At 51.1% G+C, this 22142-nt stretch carries 9 protein-coding genes and 1 pseudogene; 1 reads left to right on the forward strand and 9 read right to left on the reverse strand.

Features of this window, described 5'->3' with window-relative positions; genetic code table 11:
- Positions 1–216: 216 nt before the first annotated feature.
- From DYH27_RS07365 to DYH27_RS07395, 8 genes and pseudogenes are all read right to left on the reverse strand, one after another.
- Entirely contained in the window at positions 217–2367 is a 2151-nt protein-coding gene (locus DYH27_RS07365; protein ID WP_025067128.1) for a substrate-binding domain-containing protein, read from the reverse strand.
- Between the two features lie 186 nt (positions 2368–2553).
- Positions 2554–4830 carry a LamG-like jellyroll fold domain-containing protein gene (locus DYH27_RS07370; RefSeq protein WP_231559219.1) on the reverse strand — a complete coding sequence of 759 codons (2277 nt, stop codon included), beginning with the start codon at positions 4828–4830 and terminating at the stop codon, positions 2554–2556.
- Between the two features lie 33 nt (positions 4831–4863).
- Positions 4864–5721: pseudogene (locus tag DYH27_RS13745) on the reverse strand (DUF4960 domain-containing protein); the annotation flags it as partial.
- 62 nt (positions 5722–5783) lie between these two features.
- On the reverse strand, positions 5784–6968 hold the full coding sequence (locus DYH27_RS07375) for a DUF4960 domain-containing protein (RefSeq protein ID WP_004353953.1): 1185 nt from the start codon (positions 6966–6968) through the stop codon (positions 5784–5786).
- 176 nt (positions 6969–7144) lie between these two features.
- Positions 7145–8800 (reverse strand): RagB/SusD family nutrient uptake outer membrane protein, encoded by a 1656-nt coding sequence (locus DYH27_RS07380; RefSeq protein WP_025067125.1) that lies wholly within the window; start codon positions 8798–8800, stop codon positions 7145–7147.
- Positions 8801–8823: 23 nt separating this feature from the next.
- On the reverse strand, positions 8824–11877 hold the full coding sequence (locus DYH27_RS07385; RefSeq protein WP_029216318.1) for a SusC/RagA family TonB-linked outer membrane protein: 3054 nt from the start codon (positions 11875–11877) through the stop codon (positions 8824–8826).
- 199 nt (positions 11878–12076) lie between these two features.
- The gene (locus tag DYH27_RS07390; RefSeq protein WP_025067124.1) at positions 12077–14713 is read right to left on the reverse strand and encodes a hybrid sensor histidine kinase/response regulator transcription factor; all 2637 of its coding nucleotides are present in this window, start codon (positions 14711–14713) and stop codon (positions 12077–12079) included.
- Between the two features lie 549 nt (positions 14714–15262).
- Positions 15263–16360 carry a lactonase family protein gene (locus DYH27_RS07395; protein WP_025067123.1) on the reverse strand — a complete coding sequence of 366 codons (1098 nt, stop codon included), beginning with the start codon at positions 16358–16360 and terminating at the stop codon, positions 15263–15265.
- Between the two features lie 1334 nt (positions 16361–17694).
- On the opposite strand from DYH27_RS07395, the gene DYH27_RS07400 reads away from it, so the two are divergent.
- Positions 17695–19581, forward strand: a complete 1887-nt coding sequence (locus tag DYH27_RS07400; protein ID WP_004354101.1) for a DEAD/DEAH box helicase — start codon at positions 17695–17697, stop codon at positions 19579–19581.
- A gap of 118 nt (positions 19582–19699) precedes the next feature.
- On the opposite strand, the gene DYH27_RS07405 is transcribed toward DYH27_RS07400, so the two are convergent.
- Positions 19700–22051 carry an outer membrane beta-barrel family protein gene (locus DYH27_RS07405; protein ID WP_025067122.1) on the reverse strand — a complete coding sequence of 784 codons (2352 nt, stop codon included), beginning with the start codon at positions 22049–22051 and terminating at the stop codon, positions 19700–19702.
- Positions 22052–22142: the final 91 nt, after the last annotated feature.

Genomic DNA, 22142 nt, shown 5'->3' on the forward strand with positions numbered 1-22142 from the left:
ATAGTTAGTAATACGATGTTTTGTAATTAGTCTTCTGGCTGCAAAGATAAATAATATAGAAAGCCTTTCTAGAATAATTACCGTTCAAGGAGTAAAACAAATGTTTCGTGTAACAATACTCGAACCTTTTGTCAAGAATCTTAAAGCCGGCAGATTCCCGGCGGTCATACGCATACAGGCGGGACAGAAGGGGACGGACAGGCTGCCGCCGGTCGTTCATCTGTCCCTGGCATCGTTAGGGTACATCCCGAATTCCTGTCTGAAGCAAGTAGTGAAATAGCCCGGCGTAGAGAAGCCGACGCTGAAGGCTATCTCCTGGATGGTGCCGTCCGTCGTCTTGAGCAGACGGCAGGCCTCCTGCAGACGGGTCTTGCGGATGAGTTCATTAGGCGTAAGCCCTGTCAATGCTTTTACTTTACGGTACAGCTGCACCCTGCTTAGTCCCATTTCATCGCCGATATCCTCCACTTTCAGCTTCGGGTTAGCGATATTGCGGTGCAAAGTATCGTTGAGCATACGGATGAATTCCCGGTCTCTTCCACCCAAGGGAGAGGGTCTGTTTTCACCGGTTCCATCAATATCGTTACTTGCAAAGAGCTGATGCAGCCGCTTGCGGTTCTGCAGAAGATTGCCGATACGGACCTTCAGCAGTTTCCCGGAAAAGGGCTTGGTGATATAAGCGTCGGCTCCCGTAGCATAGCCTTCAATACGCTGCGACTCCTGCGAACGGGCGGTAAGAAGAAGTATAGGGATATGTGCGGTGAGCGTCTCGTCCTTGATACGACGGCACAGTTCCAGCCCGTCCATGACCGGCATCATGACATCACTCACGATGAGATCGGGTATATTCTCCTTTGCAAGCTGCAGCCCCTGCCTGCCGTCAGAGGCGAGAAGCACCCGATAAGTGTCCTGTAACGTCAGCTGGAGATACGCCCGGATATCCTTGTTGTCGTCTACGACAAGCACCGTCATGCGGTCGTCGTCGGCATTGTCCATTATCTGTCGTCGCAGATTGTCCTTCCGTACTCCGTCCGTGTTGTCATCGACAAGTTCTTCCATGATATGCTCGTCTTCCGTCAGACTTCCGGTAATGCGGAGCAGGGTGCGGGTGTTGCCGTACGCCATTTCCAACAGCTGGCGAAGCTCTCCCTTCACCTGCGGCAGACAAAGCGCACGTGCCAGCGGATCGACGACCAACGTCAATGGGGTACGCAGTTCGTGACTGGCACGGGTGAAGAAGTCGATACGCTGCTCGGCCAGTTCCTGTGTCTTTCGGCTGACCCGGTTCTTTTCCTTCATATAACGGTAGAAGACGACGATCGTTGTCAGCAGCAGCAGGATGACGACTGCGGAGAGAACGATGATCATACGCTGGCTCTGTGCTCTGCGGATATAGGTGTCAATCTGGTTGTAGATTGTATCGAGGTTTTTGCTCTGTTCCTCTATCTCCTGGTTCTGCATGGTGACGACCTCCGCGTTCTCGGCCGTTACAATCGTCGAATGCAGCAGGTTCTCCCGCTTGTAGGGGCGGTGTGTAAGAATCTTCATGGCAAGTGAGACGATAGCCTCGCCTTTGGTGGGATAGATGAAAGTACCGTTGAGGATTCCTTTGCGCACATAATCGATTCCCTCACCCGGTCCCGGCAGTCCGTCGATACCGACAAACTTCATGCTCCGTGTCTTCCCCGCTTCCTTGGCTGCCAGGTAGGCACCGTACGCCTCACCGTCATTGTGTCCGAAGACATAGTCTGCCGGCTTGCCACTCCTCAGATAATCCGTCATCAGTCTCCGGGCTGTTGAAGTCTTCCAGTCGCCATGGATGGTATGAACTGTGATGCGAGGGAAAGAGCGCATGACCTCCATAAAGCCTTTGTGCCGTTCGCTGACAGGCGACGAGCCGTCCAGTCCGGTAATCTCTACAACGTCTCCTTTTCCTTTAAGACTGGCGGCAATGAACCTTCCGATGATACGTCCTATCTCCACGTTGTCCGACCCGATGTAAGCCGTATAATTGCGTGAAGCCGTCTTGCGGTCGTAGACAATTACGGGAATCCCGCTCTTGTAAGCCCGGTCAATGGCCGGCGTAACGGTCTCGATGTTGCTCGGTGCCACCACAAGAAGGTCTACCTTCTCCCTGACCAGCGAGTCAATCTGTCTCACCTGACGGTCGTCCTTGTTGTCGGCATTGGTTATCCTGACCTCGACATCGCCATACTGATACTGTCCGATACGTATCTCCCGGTTTACCTTCTTCCGCCATCCGTCATCGCTGCACTGGGACACACCGATAGTGTAACGCGGTGTCTCACTGCAGGACATAAACAGAAACAGGAGAATCAGCAGGCTGCATAAGTGTCTTGGTTTCATGAGGCAAGATAGTTTATGGTTGTTCGTATTGTGCTACAAAATTACACAAAACATTTAACTTTACAGCCATCTTGATGCAGAAATAAATCCTTGCTTTGCTGCCTGACACTTAGCCTGACGGTTCTCCTGTCTTTCTGTTGAAATACTGATGGCATCGACTGTCAACTGTCGCCCGTAAACTGTCAGCTACCTGACAATCCGCTTCTTTCCGTTCTGAATGTAAAGACCATGAGGAAGGCTTCTGCCATTTCCCATGTCGTTTCCCATCTGTTCTCCCTGAAGGTTATAGACGGCCTTGCATCCATTCGGGATACGCATTGATGTCAGTCTGACTCCAGTTGTCCCCTTGTTGTCAATCACTGAAGCCTGCACATTCCTGACAGTTGTCATCCCATCGGAAAAGAGGCTCACGCCGTCTGCCGCATCATCAGTCGGGAAGAGACGTACGGAGAAAGCGTAACTGTCATTGACGAAAACATCCAGAATACTATGGTCGAAAAAGATGTTGAGCTTCACATCCGTATTCCTGATGTTTACAGGCAGGAAACCTCTGTACACTCCGTTGTACGTTCCGTTGTCGTTGGACCTGCGGGCCATGGCGGCTACGTTTACCGTCACGCTGTTGTCGTTAGGGTCGACAACGACCTTTGCACCGTCGAGGAACTGAATGCCAAAAGCAGCATGAGCAGCCGAGAACGTTGCGTTTACCATGAAGGCACGTCCGCTTACTGGAGTCAGTGATGCCGTACCGTTCAGCTGGAAAGCTGGCTTGTTGACGCTTGCACCGATGCGGAGACCAGCCACGGCCACATCATAAGGCTTCTGCATAAGCATGCCGTCAGCCGAAAGAGTCACTTCTCGCGGGAAGCTGTAGGTATGTGCCCATCCCATGTCGTAGTTGTCTTCTGACCGCAGCTTGTCTGGTACGATACCCATGAGTATCGTCCTGCCGTCTTTCTGCATGATACTCGGAGACAGTAGTCCATAACCGTCGTGGCTGCTTCCTTCGAGTTCCAGCTGATGTGGTGTCGGGCTGTCAGGGTTGAAAGTCCCATCCACATTGATGTTCCCTGTCCAGTAGAGTGTACGCACTCCACCGCCCGTGTTCAGTGGTGTTGCGGTAAAAAGCCACTTGTTTCCCATCCTGGTTACAGTCGGCATCTCCCAGAACGTACCGGACATCGTGGTATTAGTACCCTGAAAAAATATCTTTCCGTCATTACTCCACGTGCCATTGACGAGACGGTGCAGCGTGCAGGCCCCCACTCCGTTCTTTGCTGCACCCACAACGATATATTTCTCCCCGTTGGCTTCAAAGTAAAAAGGATCACGGAAGTCGTCGCTCAGCCCCTGCGGACAGCCGTCGATGATGACACCTTTCTTGTTCCATTCCGCCAAGTCCTCATCAACAGGCTCAGCCTGGATGATACGCGCTCTGGCATTGTCAACACCTGTATAGATGATATTCGGTTTTCCATTGACCAACATCAGTGCACCGCTCCAGCAACCTTTCAGATCGTAGTTCTCACCCGGTGCAACGGCAATCCGCTCCTCCGTCCAGTCGGTGAGGTTCTTACTCGTGAGATGTCCCCAGTGTAGATGCGCCATGTAAGGGCCGTTGGCATTTTTCTGGAAGAATACGTGGTACTTGCCGTTATAATAAGTCAGGCCGTGTGTCTCATTCGTCCAGTTGGCAGCCGGCATACCATGGTATATCGGACGGAACTGGTCTTTTGCAAATCGGGTAGCTGCGACTGGGAAAGAAGGGGTATCATTCTTAACATCCATTTCAGCATGGGTCAATACCTTATTATATATATCAATATCATCAATAATCCCATTAAAGACATTCAGGTTAAATGGTCCTGCCTTTAGCTCATCTCTTGATTTACCTATATATATATCACCATTGCCTGGCGTGAAATCATTATTGATGGTACGTTGTGCCACCTGCTTACCATTATGATAAAGTATTAACTTCCTAGCATTTCTGTCAATCGTTGCAACCAAGTGATTCCATGTATAAGTTGGCAACTTAGAATCAGACTTAAGAATGGTTTCCCATCCACCTACATAGCAAACAAATCGCCAGTCACCTTGTGATGATAATTGGAAGGAAAAGCCCTTCTTAGCAGTCCTGTCAAGGTCTCCTGCAATGGTCGTATAGGTCGGAGTATTTTCTGCTTCATTGATATTCATAATCGGGTAAGTCTCAATGGCACACCATATAGAGAAACTGACAGCCTTTGTTTTGACACCTGACATATCAGTTGTGGCTATTCCATAACTTGAATACCCATCCGTACGCAGCCCTTCACCTATAGCCGCAGACACATACTCGATAGGATGAACTCCTTTCCATGTAATATTGTTGTCTGTCCCATCCAATGATAGATGTATGTCTTTCTCATCAGGAAAGGCCGCATCCTTGTCACGGAGATAGGAAAGGGAGTTATATGTCAATTTCCAAATATTATCCTGATAGAGATTGTTCGTTTTATTCTGTTGAAATTCGTATGCACCTATACCGTTCACCAAAACACTTCCCTTGTATTCTCCTGTTGGTAGAAACTCGATAAGTCCAGTACAGGCAAAGTCTGTTACATGCTGCCATGTCCCAAGCACAGACGATATTGTCTTTGTTTCAAAATCATAAACTTTATCTGGGGTTTCCGTTAGCTCGTAACTTTTGCAATTGAAGTCCCACATACAATTATGGTCTTCTTTTATGCCATCGCCTATCATTGGATAAACCGTGTGACCGTAGTTGAATGTCCCTGTCCGTAATCCAGCATAGATGGCATGGCATGTATGATCATAAAGGCTTCCGATAACCCCATTGATACCCCATGTATCAGGATTATTTCCACCTATGCCATTCCCATAAATATTTGGCGCATACTTTGACTCAATTCTACCTATCATAGAGACAATCTGTGCAGCCTCTTTTGTAAGATAAAGATTTCCTCCAGCCTTGACATAATTAGAAAGAGCACTGATTGTATCCCAATCAAATGGAAGACTTCCTTTTTTCAATCCGACACGATCGATGTTTACCCAAATAACCTTTGTTTTAGAGGGATTTATATTTATGATGTCATGGGGTCTTAATATCTTCCCATCTAATGTTGCCGCATTGTTTTCAAACCATTCCTGTGCAGCTTTCTCATCATCATCTGCTAATAGTTCATTGGGAATTAAAAAACCAATGCGCTGTGCTGTGGCCGTTGAAAATCCAAAGAACAATGATAATAATGATAATATGGTTATAGAAATTAGCTTTTTCATATTGTTTATATTGTTACATCCGTATAAGGGATAGACATTCTCAACAATTAGACGAATAACTATCATACTATGTTACAAAGGCCTTTCTTGTAATACAGATGGTCTTCGCACAAATGTATATTAACCGTCTACTTCAGATAATCAATGCAGTTCTTTGTGAATCGCTCAATATTACCTTGATAAGTATTCGCAGTGCCGTTCTCATCCCATTCGTAGGCAGAGAGACCGATGGCAATGATACGCCCGGCATAGGTAGCTGTGGGATTGAACTCAACCACACCGGCACAGCAGTAGTCCTCAACGTGTCCCCATGTAGCAAGCACGGTCGAACTGGTTTCGCCTTCAAATGCCTTCACTACATTGCCGGCAGCCGGTGATGTCTGCGGCAGTCCATAGGCATTCAAATCCCACATACAGTTGTGGTCCTCACGCAGCCCAGGCCCTTCCAGTCCGAAAGTCTCGTGTGGATAGTCGTGATTGACGGTCAGACCTTCAAATGCCTTGTGTGAACGATGGTCGTATGGTTCCGCCTGCCCGACACCGATGACGGTCTGCATAGTCCAATTGTCTGTACCTACCCCACCTTCTCCAGCACTGAATATGCCTGGTGCAAAGCGGTCTCTGATTCTACCGATAGCAACGGCAAGTTGTGTTGCGTGTTTCGTCAAGAGTAAGTTTCCACCGTCCTGTACATATTGTTTCAGTGCAGCAATAGCTTTGTTGCTGACAAGTTCGGCAGGCAAGTTCTCCCAGCCCTTAGCCAATCCTACACGGTCAATCTGAATCCAGATAGTGCTATACTCATCAGGATACAGGTTGTCAAGATCAGCAGGTGTGAGGATAACCCCATTGGCGTAAGTCTTTTTAAACCATGTAGCAGCAGCTTTCTCATCATCATCTTGAATGTCATTTACGTTGCTGTATGGAATCAGATAGCCCACCTTGGTATTTGCGGTGTAGGTAATGTTCTTTGTAACGGACTGTCCCTCGGACACCCGTCCGTCTGCATAACGTGCCTTGACCGTATAGACAAGATCCTGGTTGACAGCTACATGCTTGTCCAGATAACTAGTGAAGAGACTGTCCTTGCCAATGATCAGGTGTTCGCCCAGCGCATCGGTCTTGTATAGGTTTACGCCGACAGCCTCGGCCGGATTCGTCCAGCTGAGCGTTACGTTGCGCCCAGCGACATCGGCATTAAGTCCGCTGACCTTCTCGGGGGTCACAGCTGATGGAATATCTACATCCGAACAGGATGTGAGTCCCATGCCCAATGCCATGCAAGCGATGAGACTTGAAAATATTTTTTTCATACTTTTATGATGTTTGGTTAGATTTTCTTCGATTCGTCATCGAAATATGACAGGAAGTAAGGGAGTGATGGATTTTACACGAGTTATACCAATCCGCCTGTCTCCTGCAAGAGCAAAGACAAGATGCCTATATACAATTGGCTTGACTCCTTCAACTCCTCAACTCCCCTATCTCCTTACTTGTACAGTCCCTGTGCGTTGTCAACCTCAGAGACAGGTGCAGGAAGATAGACTTCATTCTCACTGATGCTGCAGCCCGTGTAGTAAGGACGGAGATGCGCCTCGCTCTGCATATAGGTGTTAACCGTCGGTACAACGGTGTTCCAGCGGACGAGGTCGAACCAGCGTTGTCCTTCCATCGCCAGCTCCAGTCTGCGCTCCATGCGTACGGCCTTGCGGGCATAGTCCTGTGTCCAGCCTGCTGCCGAGTATTCGCCTACAAAATAACTTGCCTTGTTCGGGTCGAGGTCGACAGGACTGTAACCGGCATCTACGGAGTGGGCTGCCTTTCGGCGTACCTGATTGATGATGCTGCGTGCGTCGTCGAGATTCTGGTTCAGTTCTATTTCAGCCTCAGCCTTCAGAAGAAGGATGTCTGCATAACGGATGAGAATGAAGTTCAGCGGACTTGCCCCCCAGGGGAATCCTTTGACCATATCCGGCGAAGATGGGTCAATGAGTCCCTTCTTGCCGGAATACTCTCCATAGATGTCCTTAGCACGACACCACTTGTCGTTGTAGATGTGCCCGCGGAACGGGAAGCCGATGCGTCCGACGGTGAAGTCGAGGCGCGGGTCGATGTTGTCGGTATAATCATCTGTCAGCCTGATATCGTTGAACGTGCCGTCAAGGTAAGGCAGTCCGTTTGCATCTGTACGGAAAGCATTGACGAGATTCTGGCTGGCAAGGAAAAAGTCGTCACCGTTGCCGAAGAGGTTGCCGTCGCTGTAGGTGGTATTCAGCAGATTGTTCCAGTTGATGTGGGCGTTGTTGTTGGCTGTTGAGAACTGGATGGCAAGGATCGACTCCTTCTTGTTGTTAAAGGCAATCTTGCTCATGTCTCCGAAGTTGTCGTACAGCTCGTACTTTCCGCTATTGACAACCATGTTGGCGTAAGTCAGCGTGTTGGCATAGTCACCGGTCTGTGCATACACCTTTGCAAGGATGGCGGCAGCGACATATTTGTTGACACGTCCCACCTGCGTAGCGTTCTCCGGCAGCACAGCAATGGCTTCTTTCAGGTCAGTCTCAATCTTCTCATAAATCTCCGCTTTGGTAAATTCGGTATTGGTCTTGCCGTTGGGATTCTCCGTTTCGTCGAAGTAGGCAATGTTCCTGAACACACGGTTGAGGTCGAAATAGAAGTAGGCACGGAGTGTCTTCAATTCTCCCATCAGCTCACGCATCTCCGCCTCTGAGAGCTTCGAGTCCTTGATGGCATTCATGGCCTTGTGTACACGCGAGATGGCGTAATAGTTGTTCTCCCACTTGAAGAGGCAGGTCGGGTTGTCAGAAGAGATGTTACTTACCTCCAGCTGGTGGATGTTACCTTCCATGGAGATGCCTCCTCCGCCTTTGTAGGCATCGTCGGAACGGACGTCGAACACCCAGTTGGTAATAGGACCGGCGAAACTCTCGTTGTTGCCGAAGAAGTGGCATTCAAGTCCGGCATAGGCGGCAGACATGAGCGACTCTATACTGTTGTCGTTGATTTGCTCTTTGGTAATCTCCCCCTTCGGAGCCAAATCCAGTTCACCGTTGCAGGACACAGCGGCAAGAGATAGTGCCAGGACTGCTGCGCCCATGGCTATCTTATTATATTTTGCTTTCATTGCTTAAGTCTTTTTTAATTGCTTTAGAATGTCAGGTTCACGCCCAGAGTGAAGGTTCTCGAACGCGGGTACGGACCGTTGTCGATGCGTGCGCCGTAACCGCCAAGCGGCACCTCCGGATCAAGTCCCTTGTAGCCGGTGATGGTAAAGATGTTCTCAACCTGTCCATATACGCTCAAGGCTGAGGCATGGAGTGCCTTCAGTACAGCATCACTGAAACGGTAAGAGAGCTTGATGTACTTCAGTTTCAGGTAAGATCCGTCCTCAAGAAAGTAGTTGCTCATGCGCACATCGTTGCTGTTGTCGGCCACCGAGAGTGCCGGAATGGATGCGCCTGGATTGCTTGTGCTCCATGCGTCGAGGATGTCTGTGCTTCGGTTGGTACTGACACCGCCGTAGCTCATGAACTCAAGCTGACGCTTCGTGGTGTTGTAGATGTCGAAGCCGAAGTCTCCGGAGAAGAACATATCAAGCGACCAGTTCCTGTAGTTCGCATTAAGGCTCAGGCCAAGCGAGAGGTCCGGGTTAGGGTCGCCGATGACGGTGCGGTCCGCTTCGTTGACGACATCATTCCCGTCCAGATTGCGAAACTTCAGATGTCCCACTTGTTTTACACCGTCAGCATAGGCGGCGTGGTTAGCGACTTCCTCGGCATTCTGGAAGATACCGTCGCAGACGTAGCCATAGTAAACGCCCATCGGCTGTCCCTCCATGATGCGGTAGTCGCCACCGATGGACTTCACCTTGTCATTGAGCTTTGTCACCTTGTTCTTGTAATGGGAGAGGTTCAAACTGCCGTTCCATTGCCAGTCGCCATACTGTGGAGAGTGATAGGCAAGGTTCATTTCCCATCCATGGTTGTCCATGTCACCCGTGTTCATATAGTACTGGGCATTCTCGCCGGCAACGGCAAGTGTCGGAGGAATAGTAATCATATCGCGCGTCTTCTTCCAGTAGTAGTCGAACGACAGGGAGAGAGTATTCTTGAGAAGAAGTGCATCAAAGCCGAAGTTCGTCTGTGTGGTCGTCTCCCATTTGAGGTCCTTGTTACCCATACGCTTGACGGTCATGCCGCCGACGACATCCTTGCCGGTACCGTTGAGGTCGTAGCTTCCATTACCGAGGTTATAGGCATAGGTAGTATAGTAAGCGTAAGGGGAATCGATGGCAGAGTTGCCGTTCTGCCCCCAAGCGATGCGCACCTTCAGGTCACTCAAGACATCGTTTTTGTGGAAGAACTTCTCTTCCGACACACGCCAGGCAGCCGAGAAGGCCGGGAAGACACCGGAGTTGTTGTTCTTGAAGAGACGTGAAGTCTGGTCACGGCGCAATGTCGCACTGAAGAGATAACGGTCCATGAAGTTGTAATCAATCTTTCCGAAGAGAGAGAAGAGTGCCCACTCGCTCTTGTTGCCGCCGTTGGTCTGGGTACCTTCGCCGGCATCGAGTACCATGTAGTCAGCATCCTCAAAGGCATAACCGTTTCGGAAAGCACTGAATCCATCGAACTTGTACTTGATGAATTCCGTACCGAAGAGGAAGTTGAAGTGATGGCGGTCATTGAGGTCAAGCAGATAGTTGGCCGTATTGGTCCATGTGAAAGTGTCGCCTTCACCATATCCACGGTCCACGCTGTTGTTGTCGCTCGCAAGGACTTTGCGACCAAGCGTCTGATTCTTGTACTGTACGTGTTCATAACCAACATTGCTCTTCAAGGTCAGGCCTTTGACAGGATATACTTCCAGATAACCGTTGCCGAAGATACGCCAGCTGCTGTTCTCGTTGTTACGGGCATTATAGATTTCCTGTACCGGGTTGGCGATGTCGGAACTGGCAAGTTTCATCGGCGAGGTGAAGTTGCCGTTGGCATCGTAGACTGGGATGGCCGGGTGCTGACGCATGGCTGTGTAAGGAATACCGCGGTCGGCATTGGTGGAAACACCGAGATTCGACCACTGGCTCACCATGAGGTTCTCGCCTACTTTCACATACTTCGAGATATTGTAATCAGAGTTCAGGCGGACACTATAGCGGCGGTAGAAAGTCTTGTCGATCAAACCGTTCTGATTGATGTAATTGGCACTGAAGAGCATAGAGCCTTTTTCTGATGCGTTCTGTACACTGGCACTGAGATTGTGAGTCCATGCAGGAGAGTAGACCTCATTCTGCCAGTCGGTATCAGCAGTCTTGACCTTATGGTCAGCATCAAGGTACTCGACGAGTCTCGGCTCGTCACCCGAGCCATAGAACGGATGAGAGGGATGCAGGCCGGCGTTCTTGTTGGCTGTCCAGTAGGCTTGTCCCCACTGCTCTGCATTCAGCATCTTGTAGGTCTTGGCAACAGTCTGCAGCGATGAACTGTAGTCCAAATTTACGGTCAAGCGGTTGCCCTTGCCTTTCTTTGTGGTGATGATGATGACACCGTTGGCAGCACGGCTACCGTAGATAGAAGCGGAAGAAGCGTCCTTGAGGACCTGGATACTCTCGATGTCAGCCGGATTCAGAGAGTTTAGGTTCTCGCTGGTAGCCACACCGTCGATGATGTAGAGCGGATTGGAAGCGTTGATTGTACTCATGCCACGAACATGGATAGACGAGCCACCGCCGCCCGGAGCAGCATCCGTAACGATATTGACGCCTGCCAGCTTTCCCTGCATGGAACTGAGCATATTGGGCTCCGACTTACTCATCGCCCCTTTCATGTCCATCACAGCGACGGCACCGGTCAGGTCAGCCTTGCGCTGAGTAGTATAACCTGTCACAATGACTTCGTTCAGCTCGTTGGCTTCCTGCTTCAGCTGGATGTTCATCTTTGCTGCCGCTTTCACCTCGATGGTGGAGTAACCGATGTAAGAGATGGTGAGAGGAGTGCCCTCACTGGCGTTTAGACTGAAGTTACCGTCAATGTCCGTTACGGTTCCATTGGCAGTACCTTTCTCCATGACTGTAGCACCGATGACGGGCGTACCCGTTTCATCTACGATGGTACCACTGGCAGTGATTCTGTTCTGTGCATAGAGGAGCGAACAGAACATGAACAAGACTGCACTTGAAATAATTTTCCTTAGGTCTTCCATTAGAAAATGTTTGATGTTAGTAATTCTGGGTTTATGAACTTTCTGTACAAAATTACCATCAATTAAGGAAAACCTTTATGCAATTATCGTTCTCCGCCTGCAACAAATGTTACCCGAACAGAATAATTGTAACAAATGAACGATTTGTGGTAAAAAGTGCATCCCAGTACTCTCCGTGAAAGTTGAAAGGGAAGGATTCTTACCGCTTCGGGTTCTCTCCGAACTCATCCTTGTAGCACTTCGAGAAATAGCTGGGTGTGGAAAAGCCCACAGAATACGCAACTTCTGCCACCGTCCTGTCGGTGGTCTGCAACAGATGGCGGGCCCGGGCGAGGCGGGCCTTGCGCAGCATCTCGACGGGAGAATGACCCGTCAGAGCTTTCACCTTCCGATAGAGCTGCACACGGGAAAGGCCGATTTCATCGCCGATCCGCTCTACATTGAACTCGCTGTCGCCGAGATTTTCCTGGATGATCTTGCGCAACTGGGTCATGAAAGTCTTGTCAGTTTCGTTCGCAAACCTGTCAAAACCGTCGGTTCCATCACTGTTAGAGAACAGCTGGCCGAGTTTCTTCCGGCTCTGGATGAGGTTGTCTATGCGTGAGAGAAGAAGCCGCAGCGAGAAAGGTTTGGAGATATAAGCATCAGCTCCGTACTCATAGCCCTCGGCACGTTGTTCGTCAAGACTCCGGGCGGTAAGGAGGATGACGGGGATGTGACTGACGGCAGGATCCTGCTTCAACTGACGGCAGAACTCCAGACCGTCCATGACCGGCATCATGATGTCCGAGACGACCAGATCGGGCATTATCCGACGTGCCAGCTCCAGCCCGCTCTTTCCGTCGACCGCCTCGCTCACCTTATACATAGGGGAGAGTGCCGAACGGAGGTAAGTGCGGATGTCGCTGTTGTCATCAATTACGAGTACTTCCGGCTTGTCGGCCTCATCGGGCTGGATGAGGTCGTCGATATGTCGTGCCTGGTTGGGCACGTCCGTGTTTTCTTCCATATCGATGACGGGAGCGGCAGGCTGCCGGAAACTCTGCACACTTACCTCTCCGGGCTGACAGAGCGGCATACAGACTGTAAACGTGCAGCCTTCTCCCTCCTTGCTCTCCACCGTCACTTCGCCGTGATGCAGGTCGGCAAACGCCTTTACCAGTGCCAGTCCGATGCCTGTTCCATGTCCGGCATTGCTGGCCTGATAAAACCGGTCGAAGACATAAGGCAGGTCGTTCTGTGCAATGCCGCAGCCATTGTCGCTCACCATAATCTTCACTTTGGCGGCCTCCACGGAAGCAGCAAAGCCGATGCAGCCTCCTTCGGGCGTGTACTTCATGGCATTGCTGAGCAGATTGTAGCAGATACGCTCCAGCTTGTCACGGTCGGCACGCATGGGTAGGGCAGACGGTACGCTGAGCTGCAGGGTGATGTGCTTCTTCCGGGCCGACGTGGCGAAGAGGTCGAGCCACTGCCGCATACACTCGGAGAGATTGAAGTCAGAGAGGTGCAGACGCATCTTTCCGTTCTGTATCTTGCGGAAATCAAGTATCTCGCTCACCAGCCGGCTGAGCACAGCCACATTGCGCTGTACGATCTGAAGCATATTGCGCTGCTGTGGACTAAGGTTCGGATCATGGATGATGTATTCCACCGGGTCGGCTATCAGTGTCAGCGGCGTGCGCAGCTCATGGCTGATGTTGGTGAAGAACTGCAGCTTGGCAGTCGTGGCCTCCTCCTCGATATGCCGGCGCATGACGGTTGTCCAATAGGCATAGACCATGATTCCAATCAGCAGGATGATGATGACACTGAAAAGCAGGAGATACACCTTCTGGTGGTTATACTGTGCCAGATAGACATCCACCTTGCCATGGAGTGAATTGAGATGAGCCGTCTGCTTCTTCATCTCCTCGTTCTGCATGAGCAGCACGTTGGCATTGTCGCGGGTGACAAGAGCACCCTTCAGGTAATTGTCGCGCCGGTAAGGCTTCTTCTCAAGGATATTGACGGCCAGCTGCATGACGAGGTCGCCGCGGGTCGGATAGATGTAGGAAGCCTCCATCCTGCCGTCGCGAACGTTCTCCATACCGCCTCCGGGGACGGGAAGAGCGTCAATGCCTGCAATCCTCATTCCCCTTATGCCATGCCGTTCTGCCGCCTGCAAGGCACCGATCGCCATGCGGTCGTTCTGTGCAAAGACATAATCCACGTGCTGTCCACCAGCCAGAATGCTGTCCATTGCAGCCGCCCCACGGTCTTTCAGCCAGTCGGCATAGCGCCGGTCGACGACCCTGATGCCCGGAAAACCGCTGACGGCATCCATGAAGCCGCGGTTGCGTTCGATGGCAGGCGACGACCCTTCCAGTCCGCATATCTCTACGACATTGCCCTTTCCCTTCAGCTGCCGGGCAATGAACGCACCCATCTCGTGCCCTGCCTCGTAGTTGTCTGCCCCGATGAAAGCCGTGTACTTCTTCGAGTCGGTCTTGCGGTCGAACAGGATGACAGGGATTCCCCTGTCATAAGCCTCGTCGATGACGGAAGAGATGGTATGTATCTGGTTGGGGGAGACGATAAGCAGGTCGACCCCATCCTTGACGAACTGGCTGATCTGCTTCGCCTGCAGCCGGTCGTTGTCATTGGCCGAGGCGAACTTCAAAGTAATGTTGTCGTGCTGGTAGGTACTCATGACCAGCTCGCTGTTGAGCTTGTCACGCCAGATGTCTTCCGAACACTGTGAGACACCGATCACATATTTCTTCCCGCTGTCTGCCGTGCAGGCCATGAGAAGGAGCGTAAGGAGGGTCAGATAGAAATATTGTCTCATCTTCATGCAGGTCACTTTGTCCCAGCAAAGATAGCCTGTTTCTTTCAGATATGCAAGCATTGTCAGTTGAATTTGCCGGCAGAGACCCAAAAGCGTGAGAGACGAAGAAACTTCTGTTCAGTATCATCATCTCCGTTTATAAATACTTGACCCTGCCCTATTTGAACAAACAAGCCGTAAAAACAATTTATACTAAGTCACAAGGACAAAATTAATCTTGAGTTCAGAACCGGGTGCCGCCAAGGCTCCGTTGGTGGCATAAATCAGGGATTCGATTCGATGGAGAGACAATCCGCAGGCCTTGGGCCATTTGCCCTTGGGAATACGCCCAAGAGACCCGGAAACGTTAAGATGCGGGACTATAAGGAGGAAGAATTCACTAAAAGAAAGCCCGTTATGGATTTGTCACAAAACCTGTTCTCAAGGCAAAAATCCAATCGCAGAGTTCCTGCCTCTACAAGCAAGTGCTTGTAGCAGACAGGAACTCCCCGAAGAGAAGCGGCTGCGGGAAAGCGGCCGGCTTCCTCAATATAGAATGGTCAGACCGGTTTCCGCTCAACTTGCCGGGCAGAACCGTATGCAGACCGGACGGCTCAGACGGATGTCCTGCCGGGTATCATGCAGCTGACCTGTAAACTTGTCACGGCTGAACACCTGTATCCTGTCGGCATCCCGGCAGGCTACAAGCAGGTATTTCCCATTGGGTGTAATGACGAAATTACGTGGATGGCTCCCCGTACGGCACTTCCCTATCCTGACGAGCTTTCCGGTCGACTCGACCCTGAAGAGGGTGATGCCATCCTCCTTCAGCCGTGTGCTGGCATACAGGAACCGGCCGTCAGGACTGATGTGTATGTCGGCTCCGCCTCTCGCATGGGCATCGTCGGCGAGGATGGTCTGCGTCTCCCGCAGATCGCCCTTGGCATAGTCGAAGACCGTTATCTTGCCTGACAGCTCGCTGATGAGATAAGCGTGCCTGCCGTCGGGTGCGAAGACAAGATGGCGTGGCCCCGACCCTCTCTTCACGTGTGCGGCGATACCGTAGGCCGAGAGCGTACCTTTCTCTTTGTCGTAACGGAAAGAGAGAATCTGGTCGGCGCTGAAATCCGTTGCCAGTACGAAACCGTCAGGGGCAAAGCACACACAGTGGATATGCGGCGTGGCCTGCCGGGAACGGTCCGGACCACCCTTGTAACCGGCGAACTGCATCGTCATCTTTGCCAGTGTTCCGTTCTGCAGAATGGGAAATACGGAGAGGCTGCCGCCCGAATAGTTGGCCGTAAGAGCCACTTTCCCGTCTGTGTCGACATAACAGGGATCTTTGCCATAGGTCAGCTGAGAGTTCATGTACGACATATTCCCCGTCACGGGATCAAAGGCGATGCTGTTGAGAGCTGCCGTCGCGTCGTTGTTCTCGCTGACGGCATAGAGATGCCGTCCGTCACGGGCGAAGGCCAGATAAGACGGATTCTTCACCTCCAGCGTACTGCGTAACCGGGCGACACCGGTAGCCTGATTGAAACTGAAGGAATAGAGGCCTTCACTGCCAGCACCGGTATAGGTGCCGACAACCATGTCCAGCTCGTTGCCGGCCATGCCGAATGCTGGCAGGGCCGTGGCGATTACGCCTAAAATAAGTGTTTTTGCTTTCATCGAATGGGTTTTATGGATTGTTTTTAAAAATTCGCCTTGAATGTCGCCGGAGACACTCCCCGTCTTCCGAGACGTTGCAAAAGTAAAGAAAAAGAATTTAAACTGTTTCTTTTTTTACCTTTTTTGGCTTCAACGCCGCTGTTTTAAGATTTATACAGTTGCTTTAAGTATGCAGGAGACCTGCCCTAACCACTCTTCAGAAAGGGAGGTGACCGGCGAGAATGGTCGGAGACAGGCCTCCGTAGACGATTGCAGGCAGATACGTACTTGCAGACACTACCCCTGTCTGCACGCCCAACATTCTCCGCCGTTCTTTCCTGTCATACCCATCAGAAAAGTTCTTCCGTTAAAAAGGCGTAGACGGATGTCGTGCAGAACGCATAACTTTAACGTGAGGGACCGGTCGTCTGGCGAGTCCATACATTTCCTTTTCCTGCACTTATGTTTATTCGATGCCGTCCTATGCTCCCGTCCCAGGCAATATATTGCAAGGAGCGGGCCGTCAACACGACTGGTGTCTGCCGACAACACAATATGTGACAGGCCTCCGCACATCTGCGGGAAAGGCCGGTTCAATCCTGCCGTTATCATATACAGCAATGCGCTGACGGCCGACTTGCACGGGAAATGTCTGCCGGACAGCACCGATGTCTATTCGGCTTCGGCTGCTACAGATGTATAATGCCGGTATCTGCCGGATACCATAAGCCTCCGTTTTATTTCCTGTCCACGTATTTAACGCAAGAATCCAAAAAGGCTCCGCATCCCTGCGAAGCCTTTCGTTTAACATCAGACTTGCTCACGCAAGTCCTGTGTTCTTGTACTAACTCAAATAATTAACTTTAATAACGACTATTTTTCTATTTGACCTGACAAAGTTACAAAAAAAGTGCAGAACAGAAAGGAAAAACCGGTGTAATTATCGATGCTTTTAGACTTTATAACAAACGCAAGGCATTCGTACTCATTTATCGGCTGTTTTTCCTGCAACGGCACAGGGCAGACAGACAAGCCGACGTGCATCATCAGATTACCGTTGCATGACAACCGCATACCTGTTTTCAAGCGCCCGGTATTGTTCTCAACTGTAAATCAGACTGGTCCGACATGAGTCACCGACGATCAATTATTTTTTATCATGAGCTATTTAACAGCGGTTTTATTTGCCAGTCTCGAATTCTTGACGTACCTTTGCACGCCGATAAAGGTAACATGCCACCTGAGAGTCTGCGTACTGACTGTTGGAAGCCAGTCTCAGGCAAGTGTCTTTCTGTGGGTTCGTTTGGTGGTCTCTTACCTTATTATATAGGATAATAAATTATAAACAAACGAATTTGAAGACATTTGAAGAGTTGGGTGTGAGCGAAGAGATTCGCCGCGCCATCAGTGAGCTTGGATTTGAACATCCAATGCCTGTACAGGAAGAAGTAATCCCCTATTTGCTCGGCAACCGGAACGACGTCATCGCACTGGCACAGACCGGTACGGGAAAGACGGCAGCATTCGGCCTGCCACTGCTGCAACGGATTGACACCGGCAGCAAGGATACTCAGGCGGTAGTGCTGAGTCCGACACGTGAGCTTTGTCTGCAGATTGCAGACGACCTGAAGGATTTCGGCAAGTATATCCCCCACCTGCACATCGCCGCCGTCTATGGCGGTGCCTCCATCGAGACACAGATTCATCAGCTGCGCCATGGCGTACAGATCATCGTGGCTACGCCGGGACGTCTGATCGACCTCATGCACCGTGGGAAAGCACGTCTGGACAAAGTGTCGAACGTTGTCCTGGACGAGGCTGACGAAATGCTGAACATGGGATTCCAGGAGAGTATCACCGAGATACTGACCGGCGTGCCGGAAGACCGCAACACCCTGCTGTTCTCGGCTACGATGAGCCGCGACGTGGAACGTGTGGCCAAGGGTTACCTGCACGACTACAAGGAAATCGTCGTGGGCAGCCGCAACGAGGGTGCAGAGAACGTCAACCACATTTATTATATGGTGAATGCCCGCGACAAGTACCTTGCCCTGAAACGGCTGGTGGACTTCTATCCGAAGATCTATGCCATCGTCTTCTGCCGGACAAAGGTGGAGACACAGGAAATTGCCGACAAGCTGATCAAGGACGGCTACAACGCCGAGTCGCTGCACGGCGACCTCTCGCAGCAGCAGCGCGACCTCACAATGCAGAAGTTCCGTTCGCATCTCACACAGATTCTCGTGGCTACGGATGTGGCTGCACGTGGACTGGACGTGAACGACCTGACGCACGTCATCAATTACGGCCTGCCTGATGATATTGAAAACTATACCCACCGTTCCGGCCGTACAGGCCGTGCGGGCAAGAAGGGTACGTCCATCTCGATCATCCACTCCCGTGAGAAGCATAAGGTACGCAATATCGAGCGTGAAATCGGCAAGGAGTTCGTGGACGGAACACTGCCTGCACCGGAAGAAATCTGCAAGAAGCAGCTGTTCAAGACGATGGATGACATTCTGAAGACCGATGTCGATGAGGAACAGATTGAGCCTTACATGAAGGACATCAACCGCCAGTTCGAATATATCGACAAGGAGGATATCATCAAGAAGATTGTCACAGCCACCTTCGGACGCTTCCTGGACTACTACAAGAATGCTCCCGAAATAGAGAAACCATCGTCCCGCAGCTCGCGTGAGACAGGCCGTGGCGGCCGTGGAGAAGGAAAATCCGGACGCAGCAGAGGACCCCGCAAGGCTGAAAGCGGCTACAGGCGGCTGTTCATCAACCTCGGCAAGACGGACGGTTTCTACCCGGGCGAGGTGATGCAGTTCATCAACAAGAATGTACATGGCCATCAGGAAGTGGGACATATCGACCTTCTGTCAAAGCAGAGTTACATTGAAGTCCCGGAACAGGATGCGCAGAAGGTGATGCGCGCACTGGACGGTACGACGTACAAGGGACGCAAGGTGCGTTGCAATGACGCTGATGAAGGCGGACATGGACGTTCGGGCGGCGGCCGGGGCGGTTACGGAAGCCATGGAGAAGGACGGAAAGACAGCCGTGAACGCAAGGGGCGCGGCCGCCGGCAACAGGAAGAAGACTTTTCTTTCGCACAGCATAAGTTCAAGAAGGATGACTGGAAAGAACTTATGAAAGGTGCGCCGGCCAAGCTGAAAGGCGAAGAGCCTGACTTCTCGGAGGAAGGCTGGGCAAGACGCAAGCCAAAGAAATAGGGATTTTTCCCAACCATGCATAATATACAGAAACTGTTCCCAAGACCAGGAATTCCCTCTTTCCAGGTCTTGGGAACAGCTGTTTACGGCAGCCGCCCGACAGTTTCTGAGAGACGGATCAGAATCTTTCCTTTTCTGTATTCCCGGCTCCATGCCCCTTGAATCTTGACCGGGCAGTGTTGAAGTTGTAGCGAAGAGTAATAGAGAAGTCGCGCGTATCGTAGATTTTGTTCACGTCTGTACGTGTAAGGGCATCAAATGTGGTGAATTGCTGACGCCATGTACCGAACACGTCATTGAGCTGCAGTTTGATGCTCCATGTATCCTTGCCGAACGCTTTGTAGAGTCCGAGGTCATTTGTCCAGTAACTGCGGATGCGGGCATTGTCGCCATTGCCGGAAGTCCGAGCTGAGAAGTCTATGTTCAGCCACATATCCCAGGGAAGATGGACAGCGTTGTTGAAACGGAAGATGCCCAGCGGACGGTTGAGCCTCAACAGTTCTCCATGATGGGTCAGCTTGAAATTCTGTACTGCAAAGCCTGCCATCCAGACAGGATGCCAGCAGCCGAAAAACGTAGGAGAATAGTTTGCGAAAGCACTGTAGGAACGGAAACGCGGCATATTCTGCATCTGCAGCAATGTGGCTTCCATGTTGCCAGGGTACGGTACGGTCTGCCACATGAAATAATTCTTGGTGGAAGTGTACGCTATTTCTACGGACAGGTCTTTCCATGCCGTCGACAGTGACAGATAGTCGCGGTAGATGGGACGGAGGTCGGGATTGCCTGATTCATAGGTGTAGCGGTCGATGTATTTCACGGCAGAACCGAGCTGATCGAAAGCGGGACGGGAGGTCTTGCGTGTATATGCGAGACGTGTCTTCACCTTTCCTATGGAGAAAGCGATCGATGCCGTGGGAGCAAGGTTGTGACAGGTGCGGCTCTGCCCGGGCGAGTAAGTGCCGAAATGATAGTATCTGGAGTCCGTGTATTCCCACCGCAGACCGATATTGGCAGATACGGCTCCGAATGTCTGACTGGTTTCGGCGAAAAGGGCAGTGGTGGTCTCTTCTATGCGGTTGTCATTGCCGGCAATATAGACTGCATTCCCTGCATAACGGTCGGTACGATGAATATGAGTGCCCTCTGTCCCTATTCTCACCTCGCCTTTCCACACAGGATGAGAAGCCGAGGCATTGCCAGCAAGGAGGCGGTTGCAGACATCGTTTGCAGTTGTAAAATCACGTCTTGGATTCACGGTGGACCGTTCGTGCTCGTTGGTATGGCGGTCATTCAGCTGCCACAGAGCATCCAGGTTGACAGACAACTGCCATTTACCCGCAGTTCCCGTGTAGTAGGCACTCAGCAGATGCTGTCGACCATAGCGGCTGGAGGCAGAGCTGTTCTCAAGTTGTTCGGAGAAACTCCCGTCAATGTAGCGTGAGGTTTCTGTAGGACCGGACGATTCCGAAGGCTTGAATCTGAAATCATAGAACAACCCGAAATAGTGAGACTTGCTGTTGTAGTTCAGACCGATTTTCCCCGAACAGACCGGGAACTTTGAGAAGTCCTTGCCCGTGCTCCGCTGCTCAATGATTGCCGTGGGCAGATATTGTGTAGTACGGTTCTCTATGCGGGGACGCTCGCGGTAGTTCTCATAATTCAGCATACCGGCAAGGTCGAAACCCTTTCGGCGGTAATTGAAGTCGGTCTGCTCGAAAAGATAAGCATAATGTTTGACCCCAGTCGTCGTCCTGTCGTTGAAAGAGAATCCTTCTCCCATGGGAGCTACTGTTGTAATACGAATGACGGCATTCGCTGTCGAGGCATACCTTGCACCGGGGGAAGTCACGACCTCTATGTTCCTGATCTCTGAAGAAGAGAGTCGGGTAAGCTCCGACTGGTTGCGCACTTGCCGGTTGTTGATATAGATGAGGGGTGCGCCTTTGCCGAGCACCTCTATATCTGAACCTGACCTGGAAACAAACGGCATCTTTCCGATCAGTTCGAGAGCCGAACCTGTATGCGACAGATAGGTGCCTGAAATATCCACCTGTATACCGTCATTCTTGAACTTCACCATCCGTCGCGTGCCTTTCACGACAACCTCGTCTAACTGCTGGTCTACCGGATTCAGGACGACAACGCCAAGGTCTCCGGCAGGATTACGGATCATACAGTCTTTATATCCGATAAAGGAAATGCGAAGTATTTTCGGCTGGTCTGCGTCCGTTACATCAAAAGAGAAACTTCCGTTCTCTTTAGTGACCGTCCCGGTAAGGACTGTGGAATCCTTTCCTGACAGCAGGGTTACGGTTGCGAACTCAACCGGTGTGCCCGTTCCGTCTTTCACGGTTCCTCGAATATAAGGAGTCTGGGCGGAAAGCGACAGAGCGGAAAGACATTGCAGCACTGCAAGCAGCAGTCCTTTTGCCAGACGGCGGTTATCTGACGGCATTCTTCTTTTCATTGCGGATTGATTAAAACTCATTTTCCCTTGGACAGACACGAAACGTATCTTGGGTATTGATTATGTGATGGGCGGTCCGACGCATTTATGA

Origin of the sequence: Prevotella denticola, from assembly GCF_900454835.1 — a bacterium.
In the GTDB taxonomy this organism is placed as follows: domain Bacteria; phylum Bacteroidota; class Bacteroidia; order Bacteroidales; family Bacteroidaceae; genus Prevotella; species Prevotella denticola.